This window comes from Nitrosospira sp. Nsp11 (genome assembly GCF_900142705.1).
GTDB lineage: Bacteria > Pseudomonadota > Gammaproteobacteria > Burkholderiales > Nitrosomonadaceae > Nitrosospira.
This window is the reverse complement of sequence record NZ_FRBV01000006.1, coordinates 131,881-150,598: the sequence shown is the minus strand read 5'-3', so window position 1 is coordinate 150,598 and position 18,718 is coordinate 131,881. Positions and strand designations below refer to the sequence as shown.

Here is an 18,718-nt window from a genome sequence, read left to right as displayed (position 1 = left end):
TGCAGGAAGAAAAAAGATGGCTTTAGCTGAGTTTCATAATACGTTCCGGTATGACGTTTAGCGTCCGGTGATATTCCAACCTCATCCCACCTAAACCAAAGCCTGTATAATGCCTTTATGAAATTCGACGTCATTATTGTCGGCGGTGGCCTGGTTGGAGCGAGCCTGGTCCTTGCTCTCAAAGACAGCGGCCTCAAAATAGCATTGGTGGAGTCGCGCCCGCCTCTTCCGCTACCCGCTGACGACAGTTGGGACAGCAGAATCTATGCCATCAGTCCAGGCAGCATGGCCTTCCTGCAAAACCTGGGGGTCTGGCAAACGCTCGACAAATCCCGGATGAGCCCGGTATACAACATGGCCGTGTTTGGCGATGATAGCGCCGCACGCATTGATTTCAGCGCTTATGATATCGAATTCCCGGAACTCGCTTTCATACTGGAGAATCGCCAGCTTCAGGCTGCGGTATGGGAGGCTCTCAAGCGTCGAAAAAAACATCTGAAGATTTTCTGCCCCGCGCAATGTGTCTCGATTACATGGGCTGACACTCATGCCGATCTGCAGCTCGCCGATGGCAACGTGTTGCAAGGGTCGCTGATCGTCGGCGCGGATGGCCTGAATTCCTGGGTACGCGAGCAGGCAGAAATCACAGTGGTGCGGCGTTCCTATCAGCAGACAGGCGTAGTAGCCAATTTCAACGCCGAGCAGCGCCACAATAATATCGCTCACCAGTGGTTCCGGCGAGACGGGGTATTGGCGCTCCTTCCATTGCCCGGCAACCTGGTATCCATGGTGTGGTCGGCCAAGGAAGAGCAGGCGCGCAAGTTACTGAGCCTACCCGAAGCAGAATTGTGCCAGCAGGTTGCCGAGGCTTCGTGCCACACCCTGGGCGAGATGCAACTCGTCACGCAGCCTGCTGCTTTTCCGCTTAATTTCGTGCACGTGAAAAAGCTGGTGCAGCCGCGTCTTGCGCTTGTTGGCGACGCCGCGCATGGCATTCATCCCCTTGCCGGGCAAGGTGTGAATCTGGGCTTGCGCGATGCGCATGAACTGGCCTCTACCCTCATGGCGCGGGGCTTGCAACCGGACTGCGGTGATTACCAGTTGCTGCGGCGTTATGAGCGGGTACGCAAGGAAGACATCCTGGCCATGGAGCTGGTTACTGATGGGTTACAAAAGTTATTCAGCAATCCTAACCCGACACTGATTCGCTTGCGTAATCTAGGGCTGGGAATCACCAACCGCCTACCCCTCATAAAAGACCGTTTGATGCAGCACGCATTGAGCTGAAACCGAGCCATGGATTGATCGGCTCAAGTACCGTCAGGCTAACGATCAGGCATCAAAAACTACATAAATCTAAATCCGGCAGTTGACCGCTCATTTGTCAACAAAACGCTATAATTGAAAAGGATTTTTCGTACCCCATGAGCTTCACCTTTTTGGTGAGCTCGCTACGGGGCGGATTGAACAGTTTTTGCGGCACAGCGCTGCGTTGCAACTCCTTGGAATGGAATGACCATTCCGCGTCGTTGCGCCTTGCTCTGCGCCTCAAAAACCGCTCACGCCACCCCGTCTAACTGCCGAATTCAGGTTAAACGGAGCAATCAGACCATGCGTATAAATCTTATCTTCTCTTCGCTGCTATTGTGCTTCCTTTTCGGTACGGCTTTTGCTGATGAGGCGTCTTTGAAAAAAGCGATCCAGGCAAATTTCCCGGGGGAGAAAATCGAAAGCCTGAAGAAAACTTCCTATCTCGGGCTATACGAAGTTGTGGTCGGTGGAGAGTTGTTTTATACCGATGAAAAAGCATCCTACCTTTTTTTCGGTCATGTCGTTGATCCACAGACGAAGCAAAGCTTGACCACCACACGCTTGCAGCAGATAAAGGATACACGGCGGATAAGTATTGACTCTCTTCCCTTGGAGTTTGCAATTAAAGCAGTCAAGGGAAATGGAAAGCGCAAGCTCGTGGTTTTTTCCGACCCGAATTGCCCGTATTGCAAGCGTCTGGAACAAGAACTGGCCAACGTTAACGATGTGACTGTCTATACGTTGCTTTACCCAGTGCTTAACGGCTCGGTACCTACCGCCACTTCAATATGGTGTTCACCTGACCGGCTCAAGGCTTGGGAGGATTTCATGCTTAAAGATATTGCACCTACCGGAAAAGACTGTGAGACCCCGATTGGCAAACTTCTTCAGGCGGGCCAGAAGAACGGGATAAGCGGTACCCCGACGCTGATTTTTGCGGATGGCTCGCTTGCGCCAGGATTGATGGCCGCTGAAGCCATAGAAAAGAAACTGGGTGGGTCATCCGCAAAATGACAGGCAATGAGATTGTGGCGTCTGTCCGGTCAAGTTCAATTCCTTCTGGTCTGAACTTCCGGTACATAGCCGGCAGGCATTAAAACCCACATCTTGCCTGGCTGTTTCATCTTGCCTGCCTGTTCCGCTGCCTCGGTTCCAAAACCCCAGAAGAAATCGGCGCGAACATTTCCCTTGATGGCCCCGCCTGTATCCTGCGCCACCATGAGCCGATAAAGCTGCTTATCGGTATTAGGCCAGGTCGTGGCGAGAAAAACCGGTGCGCCCTGAGGCACGGCCCGAGGGTCGACAGCAAGGCTTCTGCCGGCGGTCAGCGGTACACCGAGCGAGCCTAGCGGTCCCGGCACGGCGGTTGGCACCTCGCGGAAAAAAACAAAGCTCGAGTTCTGCCGTAATAATTCGCCCAGCTTATGCGGATTTCTCTGACCCCATGCCCTGATTCCTTGCATCGAAGCTTTTTCCAGGGGTAACTCGCCGCGCTCCACCAACAATTTTCCGATGGATTTATAGGGATGGCCGTTTTGTTCGGAATAGCCCACGCGCACGACCTCACCATTCTCGAGTTGCACCCGGCCCGAACCCTGTATCTGCAGGAAAAACAGGTCGATCTCATCATCCACCCACAGCAGTTCCCTTCCCTGTAGTGGCGCAGGATTACTCACAATGTCAGACCGGCTATAATACGGTACGATTTTGCGGCCTTGCAACCGCCCTCTCAGCCGCATATTTTTGAGTTCCGGGTAGATCTCGCTCAGGTCAACCACCAGAAGTTCATCAGGCGTGCTGTAAAGCGGATAGCGATAATGCTTCGATTGCTTGCGGCTTCCTTTTAACAGCGGCTCATAGTAGCCGGTGATGAGGCCATCGTCGCTACCATCGGAATTCAGTACCTGATGGGGCACAAAGCGGCTCTCGAAAAATCTTCGCAGCGTAGCCCCGTCTTGTCCACGCACGGCGGCAGCCTGGATGCAGGTTTCGCCCCACAGCGGCTTATTTTTTAGAACAGCGCAGCTTCGGAGGAAGGCATCCCATGCGGGTAGGATATCGTCCTCTGCCCAACCCGTCAGGGAGCCCCAGTCGGTTGGCTTGAGCATGGGTACCAGAGAGGTTGGCGCAGCCGGCGTTTCCATAGCGACGGGCGGAGTCGGTGCCGTGGACATCATGGTGCACGCGTTGAGCAATAGTAACGCGGCAACAGCAAGCGAGGCCGATTGGTCTTTCATCAGATTATGGGTTAGAGTTGCGTATGATAAATATACATCATGCTTGATCCTATGTGGATATTACTGCTGGAAGCGGGTGTCGCTCTATCGTTATTTATTCTTGTCGTCTGGTGGACAGCCAAGCCGCGCAAGAAAGATGACGAAGACGACGAAAATGACGGAAAAAACGAATAAAACGCTTTGCTCAAAAGGTGACAGGCGTTTGCCGGGATAGTCGCATCCGCGCCATACGGCAAAGATTGATGGCGGAAGATCAAAAAATTCCGTAACAGTTTCCGCAACTATTCCCAAATATAAATATAATGCGAGTCCACAAGTTATTTGGCAGAATACTCACTTTATGAGTATGGTTTTGTTACGCTGGGGAGCAAAATGAGATACCAAAGTTTTCAGGAGTTCTGCGCTTACATAGCCGAGCGGAACCCGGGCCAACCCGAATATCTGCAAGCGGTTGCAGAAGTCATGGAGAGCCTCTGGCCTTTTATCACCGAAAACCCCCGCTATGGCGAGCACGGCATTCTGGATCGTCTGATAGAAGCGGAGCGGGTAATCATTTTCCGGGTCTCCTGGGTAGATGACAAGGGCGAAGTGAATGTCAACCGTGGCTACCGGATCCAGCACAGTTCCTCCATTGGACCTTACAAGGGCGGCACTCGTTTTCACCCCTCGGTGAATCTTTCCATCCTTAAATTTCTGGCGTTCGAGCAAACTCTCAAAAATGCGCTCACCACGCTGCCCATGGGTGGCGGCAAAGGGGGCGCGGACTTCAATCCCAAGGGCCGGAGCCAGGGAGAGATAATGCGTTTCTGTCAGGCTTATATGAGCGAGTTGTTTCGCCATATTGGTTCGGATATCGATGTGCCGGCCGGGGATATCGGTGTTGGCGGGCGAGAAGTTGGCTTCATGGCGGGCATGATGAAAAAGCTCTCCAACCGTGCCGACTGCGTTTTTACGGGCAAGGGGCTGAGTTTTGGCGGATCGCTGATTCGTCCGGAAGCCACCGGTTACGGCACGGTGTATTTCGCCGAGGAAATGCTCAAGCAATCCGGCCGCGCGCTCGACGGGATGCGGGTTTCCGTCTCGGGCTCGGGGAACGTTGCGCAATATGCCGTGGAAAAAGCGATGGCGCTCGGGGCCAAAGTAATAACCATGTCCGACTCCAGCGGGACTGTGGTGGATGAAGAGGGCTTCACCCCTGAAAAACTGGCTGAGCTGATGGAATGCAAGAACCTTCGCTATGCGCGAATCAGCAATTATGCGGAATGCGCGAAAGCCAATTTTATTCCCAACATGCGTCCTTGGCATATTCCGGTCGATGTCGCCTTGCCATGCGCGACCCAGAACGAGCTAAGTGATGAGGATGCGGCGAACCTGATCAACAACGGCGTGATCTGTGTCGCTGAGGGCGCCAATATGCCTTCCACGGCGGAGGCGGTAAAACGCTTCGAACGCAGCGGTGTTCTTTACGCACCGGGTAAAGCGAGTAATGCGGCGGGCGTGGCTACCTCCGGTCTCGAAATGAGCCAGAACGCCATGCGTCTCTCATGGCCTCGGAACGAGGTGGATGCCAGGTTGCTCGAAATCATGCAGGCTATTCATCGGTCCTGCCTCCAATATGGCCGGCGCAATGACGGCACCATCAGTTATGTCAACGGCGCCAACGTTGCGGGCTTTGTAAAAGTAGCGGATGCAATGATTGGTCAGGGCGTGATCTGATCACTGCGGTGATGTCAACCCTTATCAACCTCTTGTCAACCTCTTCCGCCTCATCTGGCTTTATCTGACCCACACTGTCTTTATGTTAACGAATTCGCGTATGCCGTGATACGACAGTTCCCTGCCAAACCCGGAAGCCTTTGTGCCCCCAAAGGGCAGGCGCGGGTCGGATCTGACCATGCCGTTAATGAAGCTGCAGCCCGCCTGGATTTGCCGTACAAGCCGTTCGGCGTTTTCCGTGTCACGGCTCCAGATGCTTGAACCCAGACCGAAGCGGGTATCGTTGGCAATGCGAATGGCCTCTTCTTCATTTTCTGCACGTATCACGGCGGCCACGGGGCCGAATAGCTCTTCATGATATGCCCGGGTTTTTGCCGTTACCCGATCCAATATCGATGGCGGGTAGTACGCGCCCTCTCCTCGCATTGGTTCGCATCCCATAATCGCTTGCGCGCCTTGTCCGATAGAATCGACGACCTGCCGATGTAAATCTTTCCGCAGATCAAACCGTGCCATCGGCCCGATCTGGGTTGTTTCATTCATGGGATCACCTATTTTCAAGTCTTTTGTTTTTTTTATAAACAGCGATACAAACTCATCGGCAATGTCTGCTACCGGAATGATGCGCTTTGCAGCTATGCATGATTGTCCACAGTTCTGAAACCTTGATTTCACAGCGAAAGTGGCGGCAAGTTCGAGATCGGCATCTTTCAGCACGATGAATGCATCCGATCCGCCCAGCTCCATGACGCATTTTTTCAAGTGCCGACCGGCATGAGAAGCCACTTCGCGCCCAGCGGACTCCGAACCCGTAAGTGTTACCGCGTTGACGTGCTGGCTAGCAATAACCTTGGCTACGTCGGCAGACTCGATCATGAGTGTCGCAAATAGATGTGGGGGAAATCCCGCATCGCGGAACAATTGCTCTAGCGCCAACGCGCATTGAGGGACGTTTGAAGCATGCTTCAAAACACAGGCGTTGCCTGCCATCAACGCTGGGGCGGCAAAACGAATCACCTGGAAAAATGGAAAATTCCATGGCATCACACCCAGCACGACGCCTGCCGGTTCGTAGGAAACATAGCTCTTGCCCGCATCAGTCTGAACCATTTCCGGCTGCACGAAATGCTCGGCGTGCACTGCGTAGTAATCACAGACAAGAGCGCATTTTTTTATCTCTGCATGGCCCTCGCGCACTGGCTTCCCCATTTCAATGGCCATTAGCGCGGCATATTCGTCGATTCGTTCGTGCAACAGCTTGACAACGCTGTGCATGCGCTCGGCCCGGTCGGGGAGCGTCATTTGCGCCCAGGTTCGCTGCGCATTCCAGGTTTTTTCCAAAGCTGCCGCAAGATGATGACTATCCCAACTGGGATAGGTTTTTAGCGTTTCATTGGTGGTGGGGTTCAGGCTGATATATGGCATGATGTGCTATTCTTCAGGAAGAGAAACGCCCTATCCGAACGGGAGACAAATGCGTATGGCGTAAGCCGGTATTTCACCCAATTTTTCAGCTCAATCAATTATTTTATAGCAGGTTATGAAAATCTTTTTTGCAATGTTATTTTTTGCTATGTCTGCCGGAACCGTGGCCGCGAGCCAGGATGACGATTTCATGACCATGAGGCAAGCGTTTCAAAGCGGTGACGCCAGCCGGGTGGCGGCATATGCGCAACGCCTGAGAGGGCATGTACTGGAGCCTTACGCAATCTACTATCAGCTATACCCTCAGCTTGAGAATATCGCCGTGAGCACACAGACGGTCAAAGGTTTTCTCGATCGTTATAAGGATAGCCCGCTGAGCGACAAACTACAGGGTGAATGGCTAAAAAGTCTCGGCAAGGCACAGCAATGGGCATTATTTGCAGAGGGATATCCGGATCTCATCAACAAGGATATTGAGCTTACCTGTTATTCACTTCAACACCGTATCGCCACAAACGATGCCAGTGCATTTACCGAGGCGCGCCCATTATGGTTTAACGCACGGGACATGCCGGAAAGCTGCACGGCGTTGTTCGATGCGCTGGATCTTGCCGGGGAACTGACGGTGGAAGATGTATGGACGCGCCTGCGTCTCGCGCTCGAAGCGGGCAATGTAGGAGTAGCGAAACGCATCAATGAATATCTGCCGGAAAATGAGGCGCTCAATGCGCGCCAGCTTGACTCTGCCGCTGGAAATCCATTGCGCTTTCTGGAAAAACATCGGCATGAGATCGATACTCGTGCCGAGCGTGAAATCGCTCTTTTTGCAATACTGCGTTTGCTCCGTAACAACCCCGAACAAGCTTATGCCTATTGGCCGAGAATGCGCGCGCGATTCAGCGATGCGGATCACACGTATTTCATGGTGCAATTGGCGGATCAGGCGGCGCGAAAGCTGAATCCGCGCGCCCTTGACTGGTTTGCGGAAGCCGCCAGTGCCGACACCCCAGTGGTGTTATCGGATGCACAACTCGGGTGGAAAACGCGTGCCGCCCTGCGTGCCGGTGATTGGGATCGGGTGCTGGATGCGATTGAAGCCATGTCTGCTTCGGAACAGGAGACAGGCGTATGGCGTTATTGGAAAGCGCGGGCGCTGAAAGCCAGAGGTAAAACAACGGAAGCGAATGTTATTTTCGCTCCCCTGAGCACCGAGCACAACTTTTATGGCCAACTGGCGGAAGAGGAACTGGGCGTAACGATCGGCGTTGCGACCGAACCCTATAAACCCACGTCGAAGGAGATTGCCGCCATCGAGCGGCTGCCGGGAATAAAACGGGCCCTTGCCTTGTATCGCCTGAATCTGCGAACGGAAGCCACACGCGAATGGGCTTGGGCGATACGCGATTTCGACGATGGACGCTTGCTTGCCACCGCTGAAGTTGCGCGGCGTCATGGAATCTATGACCGTGCCATCAATACGGCGGATAAAACGGTACGGCAGCATGATTTCACCTTGCGTTTTCTCGCTCCTCACCGCGATGCGCTGCGTAACCTCGTGAAGCAACAGGAACTCGACGAGGCCTGGGTATACGGACTCATCCGTCAGGAAAGCCGGTTCATCAGCGATGCCAGATCCAGTGTCGGTGCGACGGGCTTGATGCAGTTGATGCCGGCTACCGCGAAATGGGTATCAAAAAAAATGGGCGTCCGGAAATTTTCCCCCACGCGCGTATCCGAGATAAACACCAATCTGACTCTGGGTACGTATTATCTCAAGCATGTGTTGACACTTTCGGACAACCAGCCACTGCTGGCTTCTGCCGCCTATAATGCCGGCCCTGGGCGGGCGCAGCAATGGCGCGGCGACAAGGCGATGGAAGGCGCAATTTACGCCGAAACCATCCCTTTCAATGAAACCCGCGACTATGTAAAAAAAGTCATGAGCAACGCGATGTATTACGCCAACACCTTCGGACATCCGACGACGGCGCTCAAGCATCGGCTTGGGGTTGTGATGTCCCGAGAGGAGAGCGAGCGATTTTCAGAAGCGAAGAGTAAACAATGAACATCAAAAACGTCTGTATTTTTGGCGGCAGCGGATTTGTTGGCCGGCATCTTGCAAATCTCCTGACCACGCAGGAAATCTACATGCGGATTCCTACCCGCAGCTACAAGCGCGCCAGGGGTCTGCTGGTTTTACCCACTGTACGCCTGGTGGAAGCGAATATTTACGATGATGCGGAACTTGACCGACTCCTGATCGGCATGGATGCGGTCATCAACCTGGTGGGTATTCTGCATGGGGACTTCAACACTGTGCACGTGGAACTCCCGCGTAAAATTGTGGCTGCATGCAAGCGCAATGGTATAGCGCGTTTACTGCACATGAGCGCACTGAATGCCGATCCTGGCCAACCCAGCGCGTATTTGCGCTCCAAGGCCGAAGGTGAAAAAATCGTGATGACGTCCGGCTTGACCGCAACCAGCTTCAGGCCGTCCGTAATTTTCGGCCCCGGAGATTCGTCGCTTAGCCTGTTTGCCAGGCTGGCGTGGCTCCCGGTGTTGCCCCTGGGATCACCCAATGCAAAATTTCAGCCGGTATTCGTCAAAGATGTCGCGCACGCATTTGCTGCCAGCCTGACAGCAACCCACACCTTTGGTCAGCGCTATGATCTGTGTGGCCCGCAATGCTACAGCCTGCGGCAATTGGTGGAATATGCCGCGCACATCACCGGACAAGACCCGGCCATTATCGGCCTCAATGACAGCCTTTCTTATCTGCAGGCGATGATAATGGAGTTTCTACCCGGAAAACTCGTGACCCGTGACAATTATTATTCAATGAAAGTGGACAGCGTCTGCAATTGTGACGACCCTGGCAATTTTGCGGAAGCCTGGGGTATTTCGCCCACTGCCTTGGAAGAAGTGGCCCCAATATATCTGGCGGGCGATGTGCCGCGGGAGCGATACGATGATTTTCGCGCTGGACGATAGTCCAGTCCTTCCAGGATATACTCATAATGAAGACTTATCTGGTAGGCGGTTCCGTTCGCGATGAAATTCTGGGCTTGCCGGTAACCGACCATGATCATGTGGTTGTAGGATCATCGCCGGACGAGATGATACGGCTTGGCTATCGTCCGGTAGGAAAAGATTTTCCTGTTTTCCTTCATCCCCAGAGTCAGGAGCAATATGCGCTGGCACGTACCGAGCGTAAGGTGTCGCGCGGGTACAAGGGCTTCGAAGTTTATGCCTCGCCTGAAGTCACCTTGCAGGAGGACCTGGCGCGACGCGATCTCACCATCAATTCCCTTGCCAAGGATCAGGATGGCACTATCATCGACCCGTTTGGCGGCCTGTCTGACCTCGAAGCCGGGCTACTGCGTCACATAAGCCCGGCATTCGCTGAAGACCCGGTTCGTGTGCTGCGAACCGCTCGTTTTGCCGCCCGCTTCGGTTTCCGAATCGCACCCGAGACCCTCGCGCTGATGAGCGAGATGGTGCACAACGGTGAAGTGGATGCGCTGGTACCGGAACGCGTCTGGCAGGAATTTGCGCGCGGTTTAATGGAACAACGACCTTCGCGCATGTTCTATGCGCTCCGCGAGTGTAGCGCGCTCGTCCGTATCATGCCTGAAGTGGACGCCTTGTTCGGGGTACCCCAACCGGCGCAACATCATCCTGAAATTGATACCGGCGTGCATGTGATGATCGTTATTGACCATGCCGCTTCCAGGAATTATTCCCTGCCAGTACGGTTCGCCTCGCTGACGCACGATCTTGGCAAAGGCACGACTCCACCGGAGGAATGGCCGCGCCATATTGGTCACGAAGCACGAAGCGTCAAGCTGGTGAAAAACTTATGCGAGCGCATCAGGGTACCTAACGAAGCGCGCGACCTCGCTTTACTGGTCGCACGCTACCATGGCGACGTGCATCGTGCCGCAGAGCTGCGGCCCGTCACTATCGCCAATATGTTGCAAGTTGTGGATGCCTATCGCAAACCGGAACGCTTCGAAGAATTTTTGCAGGCTTGCTCCTGCGATTTTCACGGTCGGCCCGGCTATGTGGAAAAGCCTTACCCCCAGGCTGAGCGGTTACGCGACGCGTTCGATGCGGCCAGAAGCGTGGATGCGGGCGCAATTGCCACTGAGTTGACCAAAACCATCTCCGATCCCACTCGCCTGCCGGGCGCGATCAATAGCAGGGTGAGCGAAGCCCGCATTGCCGAGATCAAAACCCGGCTGGCTTAATCGCCGCGACAACCGGCTGATATGTTCTATACGATTTGCGGTAGGCAGTAGGATGGGTGGAGCAAAACGCAACCCATCATTTGGGCTGACATCTACCTGCGTCACCTTGAAAATCACTTAGCGAACCTGACAAGATGCGGCGGTATCGTTCGTAAATCGATGCGTACGTTGCCCGGTTTTGATGGATTGCGCTTGCTCCACCCATCCTACAAATCTGTGGAACCGAATATGCAATCTCACCATCGCTTGCGGTGCAAGATATCGGTCCTTCAACTGTGGCAATGGCCCCGGACGCCGCGCTTTTCGAAATAGCGTTGATGGTATTCCTCCGCGGGATAAAACTCGGAGGCCGGCAAAATTTCCGTGACAATAGGCTCGCGCCAGCGCCCACTTTGCTGTAATTTTTCCATGGACGCTTTTGCCGCAATCTCCTGCTCAGGCGTGTAAAAGAAAATCGCCGAACGGTATTGCGTACCTACGTCCGGTCCCTGCCGATTGGGTGTGGTGGGATTGTGGCAATTCCAGAACACATCGAGCAACTCATCGTAACCAACCTGAGATGGATCGTATTCCACCTGCACCACTTCGGCATGACCGGTCTCACCCGAGCATACATCGCGATAAGCAGGATTTTTGATATGCCCGCCCGCATATCCGCTTATCACCTCATTCACGCCCTTGACCGCCCGAAAAGCAGATTCCACGCCCCAGAAACAACCTGCTCCAAAAATTGCTTTTTCTGTTGTCATTCCGGCACCTCCTCCACGTAACCACGTAACCGACTCATATGCCCATGCTGATGTTCGAACGGATCGCCAGCATAACCGGAGAATAGCTTTCGTTCTCTATCAAAAAATTCAGAATACCACGCTGGCTGCAAAGCCATCAAACATAGTGGAGCAAGATTTAGTGCCAGTGCCGGCCTGCTCTGGCGCCGCCCGTCATGGATAACATGCAAAAATCAACTGAAAAATCCGGCATGGTTATCTCGGCTTCCGCGGTGCGTTGGCGAATAGGCGGTCATAAAGAAAATTGGGGAGGAACTTTAAAACCCGGGCGACAATCGCCATCTGCCAGGGAATCACGGTGAACAGTACCTTGTTCTCGATAATACGCACGATTTTTTCCGCAACCTCTTCCGCTGTAAGAAGGAAGGGCATGCGGAAGGGGTTATTCGCCGTCATCGGTGTCGCAACATAGCCGGGACAAACGGTTATGACCGATACACCATTGCGGTGCATCTCGACTCGCAGGCTTTCGAGATAGCTGATGGCGGCAGCTTTGGAGGCTGAGTAAGCGCCGCTTCCTGGAAGACCCCGATAGCCTGCAACGCTGGCAATGCCGACCAGGCTGCCTTGTCCGGCTGTCCTCATTACGGAAATAAACGGCTGGAAGAGGTTCACCATGCCGATCACATTGGTTGCGAGGATACTCTCAAAAACTTCGCTATCCTCGGCATATTCGGTAAGCGTACCGCTACTGATGCCCGCATTGGCAATGACGATATCCGGGCAGCCATGGCGGCGCATGAAATCGCGCGCGGCGGCTTGCATTGCGCCGGCATCGCGGACATCGGCCACATAGGTCGATGCACCCGGTAATTCTGCCGCAAGAGTTTCCAATAAATCCGCGCGCCGTGCGATTAGACCCAGCGTTGCCCCCAGACGGGCATAGTGTCGCGCCAATGCTCTACCCAAGCCACTGGATGCCCCACTTATGACAACTTTCAACGGCATCGAACAGCGTCTCGATATCGCACTATTTCTTTACCCGCTCCTTGCGCACTTTTTCAATCAACTCATCCATCGTTCTGATGGTGTCGTCGGGCGTGCCACCCATTTTTCCGCTGGTGAGGTAGCGACCATCCACCACTATCGCCGGCACGCCTGTGAGGCTGTAATCCTTGGACATGTGCGTTGACCGCGACGCCTGGTTTTGCACCGAGAAGGAGTTGTAGGCATCGATAAATTTCTTCCGGTCTATTCCCTGCTTCGCCATCCAGTCGAATAATACCTCGTCCTTGGTCAAATCGATTTTGTCGCGATGAATGGCCTCGTAGACCTTGTCATGCAGCCGGTCTGTCTCGCCTAGCGCGTCCAGCGCATAGAAGGTTTTAGCCCCGGGAATCCAGTTTGCGCGAAAGATGGCGGGAACGTAACGAAAGCTCACATCTTTAGGCTTTCGCTTCAGCCATGCCTTGATTCGCGGATGAAGTTCATAGCAATGCGGACAACCGTACCAGAAGAATTCTATGACTTCAATCTTGCCGTCACTGTCAGTTGGCCGAGGTTGGGGCAGAAGCGTGTAATCCGTCCCTTCAACAATTTCGGCGCGAGCGGCTGAAATACCAGTGAGGCTTATGCCGACCAGAAAGAGGACCGCCGCAAGCAAACGCAATGAATTCATTTTTTTCTCCTGGAAATAGACTGCATATTTATTACGCGCCGTTTATTCGCGCCCGACAGCGAGACTAAAACATTCCTTCTTTACTGCACTCCTTCATGTATTTTAACGAGACTGCTCTGCACACCGCTTTGTTGCAGGGACGCCCGAACCCGGTTGCTATCAGCAACGCTGGAAAAAGGTCCTACACGTACCCTGTGCCAGGTACCTTTTTCCGGCAAATTGGCGGCTTGAACAGATGCTTCCACTCCGAGCATGGCCAGTTTCGCTTTCAAGTTGTCCGCGTCATCGGCATTCTGGAAAGACCCTGCTTGAAGAAAGTATTTATCCTGGGAAGAAGTCCGCTGCGCAGCCTGCTTGATCTGGTGCTCCGGCACGGACTCCTCGGCATCGGGCAGGATTTTGTAGAATTCAAAGCGTGGTTTGGCATCGGGGACGTTGGCCGGCTTGGCTTCCATGCCTGAGGATTGTGCCGGTCTTTCAGTTTGAGTTGCGGCACTTTTCGCCGCGGCGCTCTCCGCAACCTTGTCCTGGGATATAAATGGGCTGGGCGCCTGATTGATGTACATCCATGTGCCGATGGCACTGAGAAGGCCCAGCGCATAGCCGATAAGTACCCCTAGGAGAAGCGTGCTTTTGCTTTTGGCGAAAATTGAAGAGTTGGTGTGGGTTTTATAATCTCGGCTCATGGGAAGCTTATTCAATATGATGGCTACATTTTACCCGGCGCGCTTACGCCCAGCAGTTTCAAACCATTGCTCAATATTTGCCGGATCGCGGCAATTAGCCCTAGCCGGGCCAGTCGCAGCGAAATTTCCGGAACGAGAAAACGGGTAGCATTATAGTAACTGTGAAACTCACTCGCCAGTTCTCTGAGGTAGAAGGCGATCAGATGAGGAGAAAGTTCCTTCGCTGCTGCCTCCACCATTTCAGGATAGTCGATCAGCTTCTGCAAAAGAGATAATTCTGCGGGGTCTGTCAGCGGGGACATATCCGCTGTATGAAGCATCGCCGGGTCTTCACCCCATTGTTCCAGCACGCTGCAAACCCTTGCATGGGCATATTGCACGTAATAAACGGGGTTATCGTTGCTTTGTGATTTAGCCAGGTCCAGGTCAAAATCCAGATGCTGGTCGCTTTTACGCAATACGTAAAAAAAGCGTGCCGCGTCGTTTCCCACTTCCTGACGTAATTCACGCAACGTGACAAATTCTCCCGAACGGGTGGACATGGGCGCTTTTTTTCCGTCGCGGTAGAGCACCGCGAACTGCACCAGCGCAATTTCAAGTTTTCCGGGATCAATAGCCAGCGCTTTCATCGCGCCTTTTACTCGTGGAATATATCCATGATGGTCGGCCCCCCAGACATCGATGACGCGTTCAAAACCACGTTCGAACTTATTGAGATGATAAGCGATATCTGAGGCGAAATAAGTAAACTGCCCATTTTCCCGCTGAACCACCCTGTCTTTTTCATCGCCGAAATCGGTCGATCGGAACCACTGCGCGCCATCCTGTTGATATAGATAGCACCCCTGTTCGAGCAATTGGACTGCATGTGCTACATCACCGTTATCGAACAACGATTGCTCGGAAAACCATGTATCAAAAGCAACACCGAATTCCATCAAGTCATTGCGGCAGTCGCCCAATTGCTCCGTCAGGACGAAATTGTGAATGTATGCGTAATCTTGCCCCAGCAGTTTCTTGGCTTTGGCAATCAGCCCGTCGAGGTCCGCTTCGGTACCGGTATCCGTTTCCTCAGAGATACCTTCAAACAGCAAGTCAGGCCGATGCACGTACCGTCCTGCATGCGCCTTGTAAATCAGGCGGGCCATATCACGTACGTATTGGCCCTGGTACGCGTTGCCGGGGAAGCGCGAAGTGACTCCGTTCAGTTCCAGGTAACGCAGCCAGGTGGAAAGCGCAAGAATATCCATCTGACGTCCGGCGTCATTAACGTAATACTCACGCGCGACGGAATAACCTGCAGCCGCCAGCACATTGGCGAGGCTTGCGCCGAATGCCGCACCTCGCCCATGTCCGACGTGCAAGGGTCCGGTCGGATTGGCCGAAACGAATTCCACTTGTACCTTTTTACCTGCGCCCAGATTAATATGGCCGAACTGCTCGCCGCTCTCCAGTACGTAACGGGGAAACTGCTGCTTGGCGGAAGTCGTGAGAAACAAATTAATAAAGCCGGCACCCGCGACCTCTATCTTTTCCAGATAAGGTGAAGCGGAAAGCACATTGACGAGCAGCGCGGCGATCTCACGCGGACTTTGACGCAGAGGTTTAGCCAATTGCATCGCGAGGTTACAGGAGTAATCCCCGTGGCTTGCCTGGCGGGGACGCGCAAACTCTATATGCGCGTCCAGCGCCAGCGGGCCCATTTCGCTCAAGGGCACGCGCAGGAGCTCAGTAAAATGGGATTTAAAGTTGGGCTGAACGGGAGGAATCATGGCTGCATGGCGATAGCGACAGGTGGGCAGCGGTTATTATAACGACGTTGGGATGAGTTACGCTGCCAGTTTGATCGGCACAGCGATAGATGGAAGGGGAAAACCGCCTCTGGTTCGCTGTGACGGCGCCCACCAGACGATTGTGCAAATAAAGAATAGCGTAAAATTGGCCGGTCAGGCATCACGGCAGCGCCGGATCAATTCGGTATAAACCGGCGTATCAGCGTATCCGGCAATGAGCCAAGCTCAACCCTATCACCATTGCAATCTGAGATAACCTTCTTTTTCAGCGAAATTGAAGCGTATTATATTAGCGCCACGGCTTATAAGTGGCCGCTGAGCGAGAGGCTTGTACGGCCCCACCGCTGAGCGGGACTGCTCCATGCGGAGCCGCCGTTGGCGTGGCGAGAAAATGTGCAGTTCGAATTGCCCCGCACGAATTTCTCTCAGTTCGGGAGCGAATGGCTGGGCCAGCGGTTCGCCCACGAACACGCCCTCGCCCGGCCATGCCACGCTTTTCCAGTAAGATTCAATGGCGCTTTCACCAAGCGCGTAGTGAAACATGGCAACAGCGGGAAAAGGGAACTTCTGTATATGGCTGCATGGCTCGATCACCGTCCCATAACTGGCAGTGGCGCCCGCTTCCAGCCAGCGCAGGCTGCTCATCTGCATTGAATCGGTAAGCTGGCCGCCGGCTGAAGTTAAATGATCTGCCATTGCACCAGGTAGAAAATCCAGTGTATGGAGTTGCGGCACGTCCGCCAGGCCCGTGAAATAAAAAAGAACGTCATGCCTACCTGAAATTGCTTCGGTTTCCAGAATTTCGATGGGAAAAACACCGGCCAGTTCTTTTGCGGCCAGCTCGAAATAGCTCGCTCGCACACTGCGTGCCTTGTCAGGCGTTATTATCAGATAGGCATGACCCTTTGGGAAACTGCGATCAGAGGCGACTCCCCGATCGATCAGTGCCTTGACCTGCTCGAAATCGGTCCCGGCCAGCATCATGGCAGGGCGTATGTTATGGTCGCCAACAGGATGAAGACTCGACGAGTTGAAATATGGGCTGAATCTGGTAGGGCCACACTCGGATGAGCAATAGCGTTCGTCGAAGCCGAAAGCCAGCGCCGAGGTCAGCGACATGCAAGCTACCCGGTAGGGAAGTGTCCAGGCGACCGCGTAGGCTTGAATGTGAGGGGGCGTAGCCTCATCGATTTCCATCTTTAATTGCTGAAACTCATCCCTTGAGAGGGCGCTCCGGCCGGAGGGAAAACTCAGGTGAATCATGTTGGCTGCCGGGATATGGCGCGCCTTCTGGTAGTAATCACCGATTTTAAGGGATTGGGGATCGCTGTCGTTAATGATGACAGCAAGCTCATCCGGCACCAGCCCCGTGCGCGGCAACTCGATTCTCGCTTGAGCATGGACAGGCATTGGCCCGAGCACCAGGGCGATCAGCAGGACGGGGAGGCAGGTCAGAAACTTCCAGCTTGCAAATCGCCGGCGGGCAAGGCGTTTCATCGAAGATGTGGGTAGAGGCGCCCATCCCGGTGCGAAGAACCCCTGCCCTGAAGCCGGGGCTCGCAAATTCCAGTTTTGAGAAACATCCTTGTTCCTCAAGCATATAAAATAAGCAGGCTTCATCCTCGTGCATAATAAACGCTCCGCGAAAATGCGTCCACCGTCCCATGCTGCCTCTACATGATCTTCTCTACCAGCGGTTGCCTGGTATACCCGTTACCAAACTGCTTGTCGGCGTCAACCTCCTGGTCTTCGCAGCCATGCTCGTGGGCGGGGCGGGACTGTGGCATTCTTCCAATAGCGTGCAATTGGCCTGGGGCGCAAATTTTGGCCCGGCTACGCAGGACGGCGAATGGTGGCGCCTGGGTACCGCGCTATTCCTCCACTTTGGCGCAGTTCACCTGACGCTCAACCTCTGGGCGCTCTGGGATGCCGGACAACTCGTTGAACGAATGTACGGGCACGCACGCTTTGCCTGCATCTATTTCGCCAGCGGTCTGGCGGGCAACCTGCTGTCACTCGTTGCACATAGGGGACTAGCCATCTCCGGCGGCGCTTCAGGTGCCATTTTCGGCCTGTTTGGCGCCCTCCTCATATTTCTCTGGCGCGAGCGCCACAATCTTCATCCGAAGGAATTTCGCTGGTTTTTCTGGGGGGCTGCGGGTTTTGCACTTGCCAGCCTTGTGCTCGGCCTTTTAATTACCGGCATTGACAATGCGGCGCATATCGGCGGTTTTTTTTCCGGTTTACTCGGCGGAATAATATTTGCACAGCCTGCCGGTATAACAGAACGCCTCTCCCCTCGATTCCGCCACATCCGCGTTCTTGCCGGAGCCGCTTTTGCACTCGCAATTGTCATCCTGGTCAGCCAGGTTCCCGTGCGCACTTACCGCTGGAGCGAAGAGGTGCTGGCGCGTAAGGAGATCGGCGAATTCTTGCGGGACGATGCAGCGATCACACAGTCCTGGCAGAGCATACTTGATAAGGCCAGGCAAGACGGCACCTCATTCGAGGAACTGGCAGGACGTATCGACACATCTGTTGCAGACCGCTATGAAGAAAGCTTTGAGCTGCTTTCCGAGCTTCCGCCCGATCCTGCCCTGCCCTCCGCCGCCACGGTGGAAATACTGCGCCATTATGCCGAGCGCCGCAGAGATGCATCACGCGCTTTGGCGGAGGGATTGCGCGCCAACAAGCCCCAGCAGATCCGCGACGCCCTTGAAATGGAAAAACAATCGCGGCAGCTCACTCAACCTGAAAAAGATGAGCTTTCCAGGCGTAAGCAAGCAGGGCAGGAATAAAGACAAAGATACGAGCTGAAGGAAATAAGCGTCATCAATCAATAATACGTATGTAGTAGCATTTTACTCGTTCAGTTATCAGCCGCTGGAGTA

Annotated in this window: 16 protein-coding genes; 8 read left to right on the top strand and 8 right to left on the bottom strand. The window is 54.0% G+C overall.

The genetic code is table 11. The features are described 5' to 3' along the window. Positions 1–117 precede the first annotated feature (117 nt). Together BUA28_RS09290 and BUA28_RS09285 are read left to right on the top strand one after the other, a co-directional pair. Positions 118–1,287 carry a UbiH/UbiF family hydroxylase gene (locus BUA28_RS09290; protein ID WP_072767839.1) on the top strand — a complete coding sequence of 390 codons (1,170 nt, stop codon included), beginning with the start codon at positions 118–120 and terminating at the stop codon, positions 1,285–1,287. 324 nt (positions 1,288–1,611) lie between these two features. Further along, complete coding sequence (locus BUA28_RS09285; protein WP_072767838.1) at positions 1,612–2,325, top strand: DsbC family protein; 714 nt, start codon at positions 1,612–1,614, stop codon at positions 2,323–2,325. A gap of 35 nt (positions 2,326–2,360) precedes the next feature. Here the strand turns inward: BUA28_RS09285 and BUA28_RS09280 are convergent, their stop codons facing one another. After that, entirely contained in the window at positions 2,361–3,548 is a 1,188-nt protein-coding gene (locus BUA28_RS09280; RefSeq protein WP_072767837.1) for a murein transglycosylase A, read from the bottom strand. Between the two features lie 39 nt (positions 3,549–3,587). Here BUA28_RS09280 and BUA28_RS16285 point away from each other — a divergent pair, with 39 nt between their 5' ends. Continuing rightward, positions 3,588–3,722, top strand: a complete 135-nt coding sequence (locus tag BUA28_RS16285; protein ID WP_256598283.1) for a hypothetical protein — start codon at positions 3,588–3,590, stop codon at positions 3,720–3,722. Between the two features lie 198 nt (positions 3,723–3,920). Further along, positions 3,921–5,264, top strand: coding sequence for an NADP-specific glutamate dehydrogenase (gene gdhA, locus BUA28_RS09275; protein ID WP_072767836.1), 1,344 nt, complete (start codon positions 3,921–3,923; stop codon positions 5,262–5,264). A gap of 60 nt (positions 5,265–5,324) precedes the next feature. Here the strand turns inward: gdhA and BUA28_RS09270 are convergent, their stop codons facing one another. Continuing rightward, positions 5,325–6,689 carry an NAD-dependent succinate-semialdehyde dehydrogenase gene (locus BUA28_RS09270; protein WP_072767835.1) on the bottom strand — a complete coding sequence of 455 codons (1,365 nt, stop codon included), beginning with the start codon at positions 6,687–6,689 and terminating at the stop codon, positions 5,325–5,327. A 115-nt stretch (positions 6,690–6,804) separates the two neighbouring features. Here BUA28_RS09270 and BUA28_RS09265 point away from each other — a divergent pair, with 115 nt between their 5' ends. The 3 genes from BUA28_RS09265 to BUA28_RS09255 are packed head-to-tail and all read left to right on the top strand — an operon-like array spanning position 6,805 to position 10,942. After that, on the top strand, positions 6,805–8,754 hold the full coding sequence (locus BUA28_RS09265) for a transglycosylase SLT domain-containing protein (protein WP_072767834.1): 1,950 nt from the start codon (positions 6,805–6,807) through the stop codon (positions 8,752–8,754). After that, positions 8,751–9,683, top strand: coding sequence for a complex I NDUFA9 subunit family protein (locus tag BUA28_RS09260; RefSeq protein WP_072767833.1), 933 nt, complete (start codon positions 8,751–8,753; stop codon positions 9,681–9,683). Before BUA28_RS09265 ends, BUA28_RS09260 begins: the two co-directional genes overlap by 4 nt. A 26-nt stretch (positions 9,684–9,709) precedes the next feature. Continuing rightward, positions 9,710–10,942 carry a multifunctional CCA addition/repair protein gene (locus BUA28_RS09255; protein ID WP_072767832.1) on the top strand — a complete coding sequence of 411 codons (1,233 nt, stop codon included), beginning with the start codon at positions 9,710–9,712 and terminating at the stop codon, positions 10,940–10,942. Between the two features lie 269 nt (positions 10,943–11,211). On the opposite strand, the gene msrA is transcribed toward BUA28_RS09255, so the two are convergent. From msrA to BUA28_RS09220, 6 genes are all read right to left on the bottom strand, one after another. Continuing rightward, complete coding sequence (gene msrA / locus BUA28_RS09250; RefSeq protein WP_072767831.1) at positions 11,212–11,691, bottom strand: peptide-methionine (S)-S-oxide reductase MsrA; 480 nt, start codon at positions 11,689–11,691, stop codon at positions 11,212–11,214. 234 nt (positions 11,692–11,925) lie between these two features. Further along, positions 11,926–12,678 carry an SDR family oxidoreductase gene (locus tag BUA28_RS09245; RefSeq protein WP_072767830.1) on the bottom strand — a complete coding sequence of 251 codons (753 nt, stop codon included), beginning with the start codon at positions 12,676–12,678 and terminating at the stop codon, positions 11,926–11,928. Between the two features lie 22 nt (positions 12,679–12,700). Next, positions 12,701–13,348 (bottom strand): thiol:disulfide interchange protein DsbA/DsbL, encoded by a 648-nt coding sequence (locus BUA28_RS09240; RefSeq protein WP_072767829.1) that lies wholly within the window; start codon positions 13,346–13,348, stop codon positions 12,701–12,703. An 80-nt stretch (positions 13,349–13,428) separates the two neighbouring features. Further along, positions 13,429–14,034 carry an SPOR domain-containing protein gene (locus BUA28_RS09235; RefSeq protein WP_072767828.1) on the bottom strand — a complete coding sequence of 202 codons (606 nt, stop codon included), beginning with the start codon at positions 14,032–14,034 and terminating at the stop codon, positions 13,429–13,431. A 23-nt stretch (positions 14,035–14,057) separates the two neighbouring features. Beyond that, complete coding sequence (gene argS / locus BUA28_RS09230) at positions 14,058–15,806, bottom strand: arginine--tRNA ligase (protein ID WP_072767827.1); 1,749 nt, start codon at positions 15,804–15,806, stop codon at positions 14,058–14,060. A gap of 255 nt (positions 15,807–16,061) precedes the next feature. Then, the gene (locus BUA28_RS09220) at positions 16,062–17,324 is read right to left on the bottom strand and encodes a TIGR03790 family protein (RefSeq protein WP_083569949.1); all 1,263 of its coding nucleotides are present in this window, start codon (positions 17,322–17,324) and stop codon (positions 16,062–16,064) included. Between the two features lie 167 nt (positions 17,325–17,491). On the opposite strand from BUA28_RS09220, the gene BUA28_RS09215 reads away from it, so the two are divergent. Next, positions 17,492–18,625, top strand: a complete 1,134-nt coding sequence (locus BUA28_RS09215; RefSeq protein ID WP_072767825.1) for a rhomboid family intramembrane serine protease — start codon at positions 17,492–17,494, stop codon at positions 18,623–18,625. Positions 18,626–18,718 lie beyond the last annotated feature (93 nt).

Coding starts and splice junctions, on each gene's coding strand:
- BUA28_RS09290 (WP_072767839.1), top strand. CDS start 118: ATGAAATTCGACGTCATTATTGTCGGCGGTGGCCTGGTTGGAGCGAGC.
- BUA28_RS09285 (WP_072767838.1), top strand. CDS start 1,612: ATGCGTATAAATCTTATCTTCTCTTCGCTGCTATTGTGCTTCCTTTTC.
- BUA28_RS09280 (WP_072767837.1), bottom strand. CDS start 3,548: ATGAAAGACCAATCGGCCTCGCTTGCTGTTGCCGCGTTACTATTGCTC.
- BUA28_RS16285 (WP_256598283.1), top strand. CDS start 3,588: ATGCTTGATCCTATGTGGATATTACTGCTGGAAGCGGGTGTCGCTCTA.
- gdhA (WP_072767836.1), top strand. CDS start 3,921: ATGAGATACCAAAGTTTTCAGGAGTTCTGCGCTTACATAGCCGAGCGG.
- BUA28_RS09270 (WP_072767835.1), bottom strand. CDS start 6,689: ATGCCATATATCAGCCTGAACCCCACCACCAATGAAACGCTAAAAACC.
- BUA28_RS09265 (WP_072767834.1), top strand. CDS start 6,805: ATGAAAATCTTTTTTGCAATGTTATTTTTTGCTATGTCTGCCGGAACC.
- BUA28_RS09260 (WP_072767833.1), top strand. CDS start 8,751: ATGAACATCAAAAACGTCTGTATTTTTGGCGGCAGCGGATTTGTTGGC.
- BUA28_RS09255 (WP_072767832.1), top strand. CDS start 9,710: ATGAAGACTTATCTGGTAGGCGGTTCCGTTCGCGATGAAATTCTGGGC.
- msrA (WP_072767831.1), bottom strand. CDS start 11,691: ATGACAACAGAAAAAGCAATTTTTGGAGCAGGTTGTTTCTGGGGCGTG.
- BUA28_RS09245 (WP_072767830.1), bottom strand. CDS start 12,678: ATGCCGTTGAAAGTTGTCATAAGTGGGGCATCCAGTGGCTTGGGTAGA.
- BUA28_RS09240 (WP_072767829.1), bottom strand. CDS start 13,348: ATGAATTCATTGCGTTTGCTTGCGGCGGTCCTCTTTCTGGTCGGCATA.
- BUA28_RS09235 (WP_072767828.1), bottom strand. CDS start 14,034: ATGAGCCGAGATTATAAAACCCACACCAACTCTTCAATTTTCGCCAAA.
- argS (WP_072767827.1), bottom strand. CDS start 15,806: ATGATTCCTCCCGTTCAGCCCAACTTTAAATCCCATTTTACTGAGCTC.
- BUA28_RS09220 (WP_083569949.1), bottom strand. CDS start 17,324: ATGAAACGCCTTGCCCGCCGGCGATTTGCAAGCTGGAAGTTTCTGACC.
- BUA28_RS09215 (WP_072767825.1), top strand. CDS start 17,492: ATGCTGCCTCTACATGATCTTCTCTACCAGCGGTTGCCTGGTATACCC.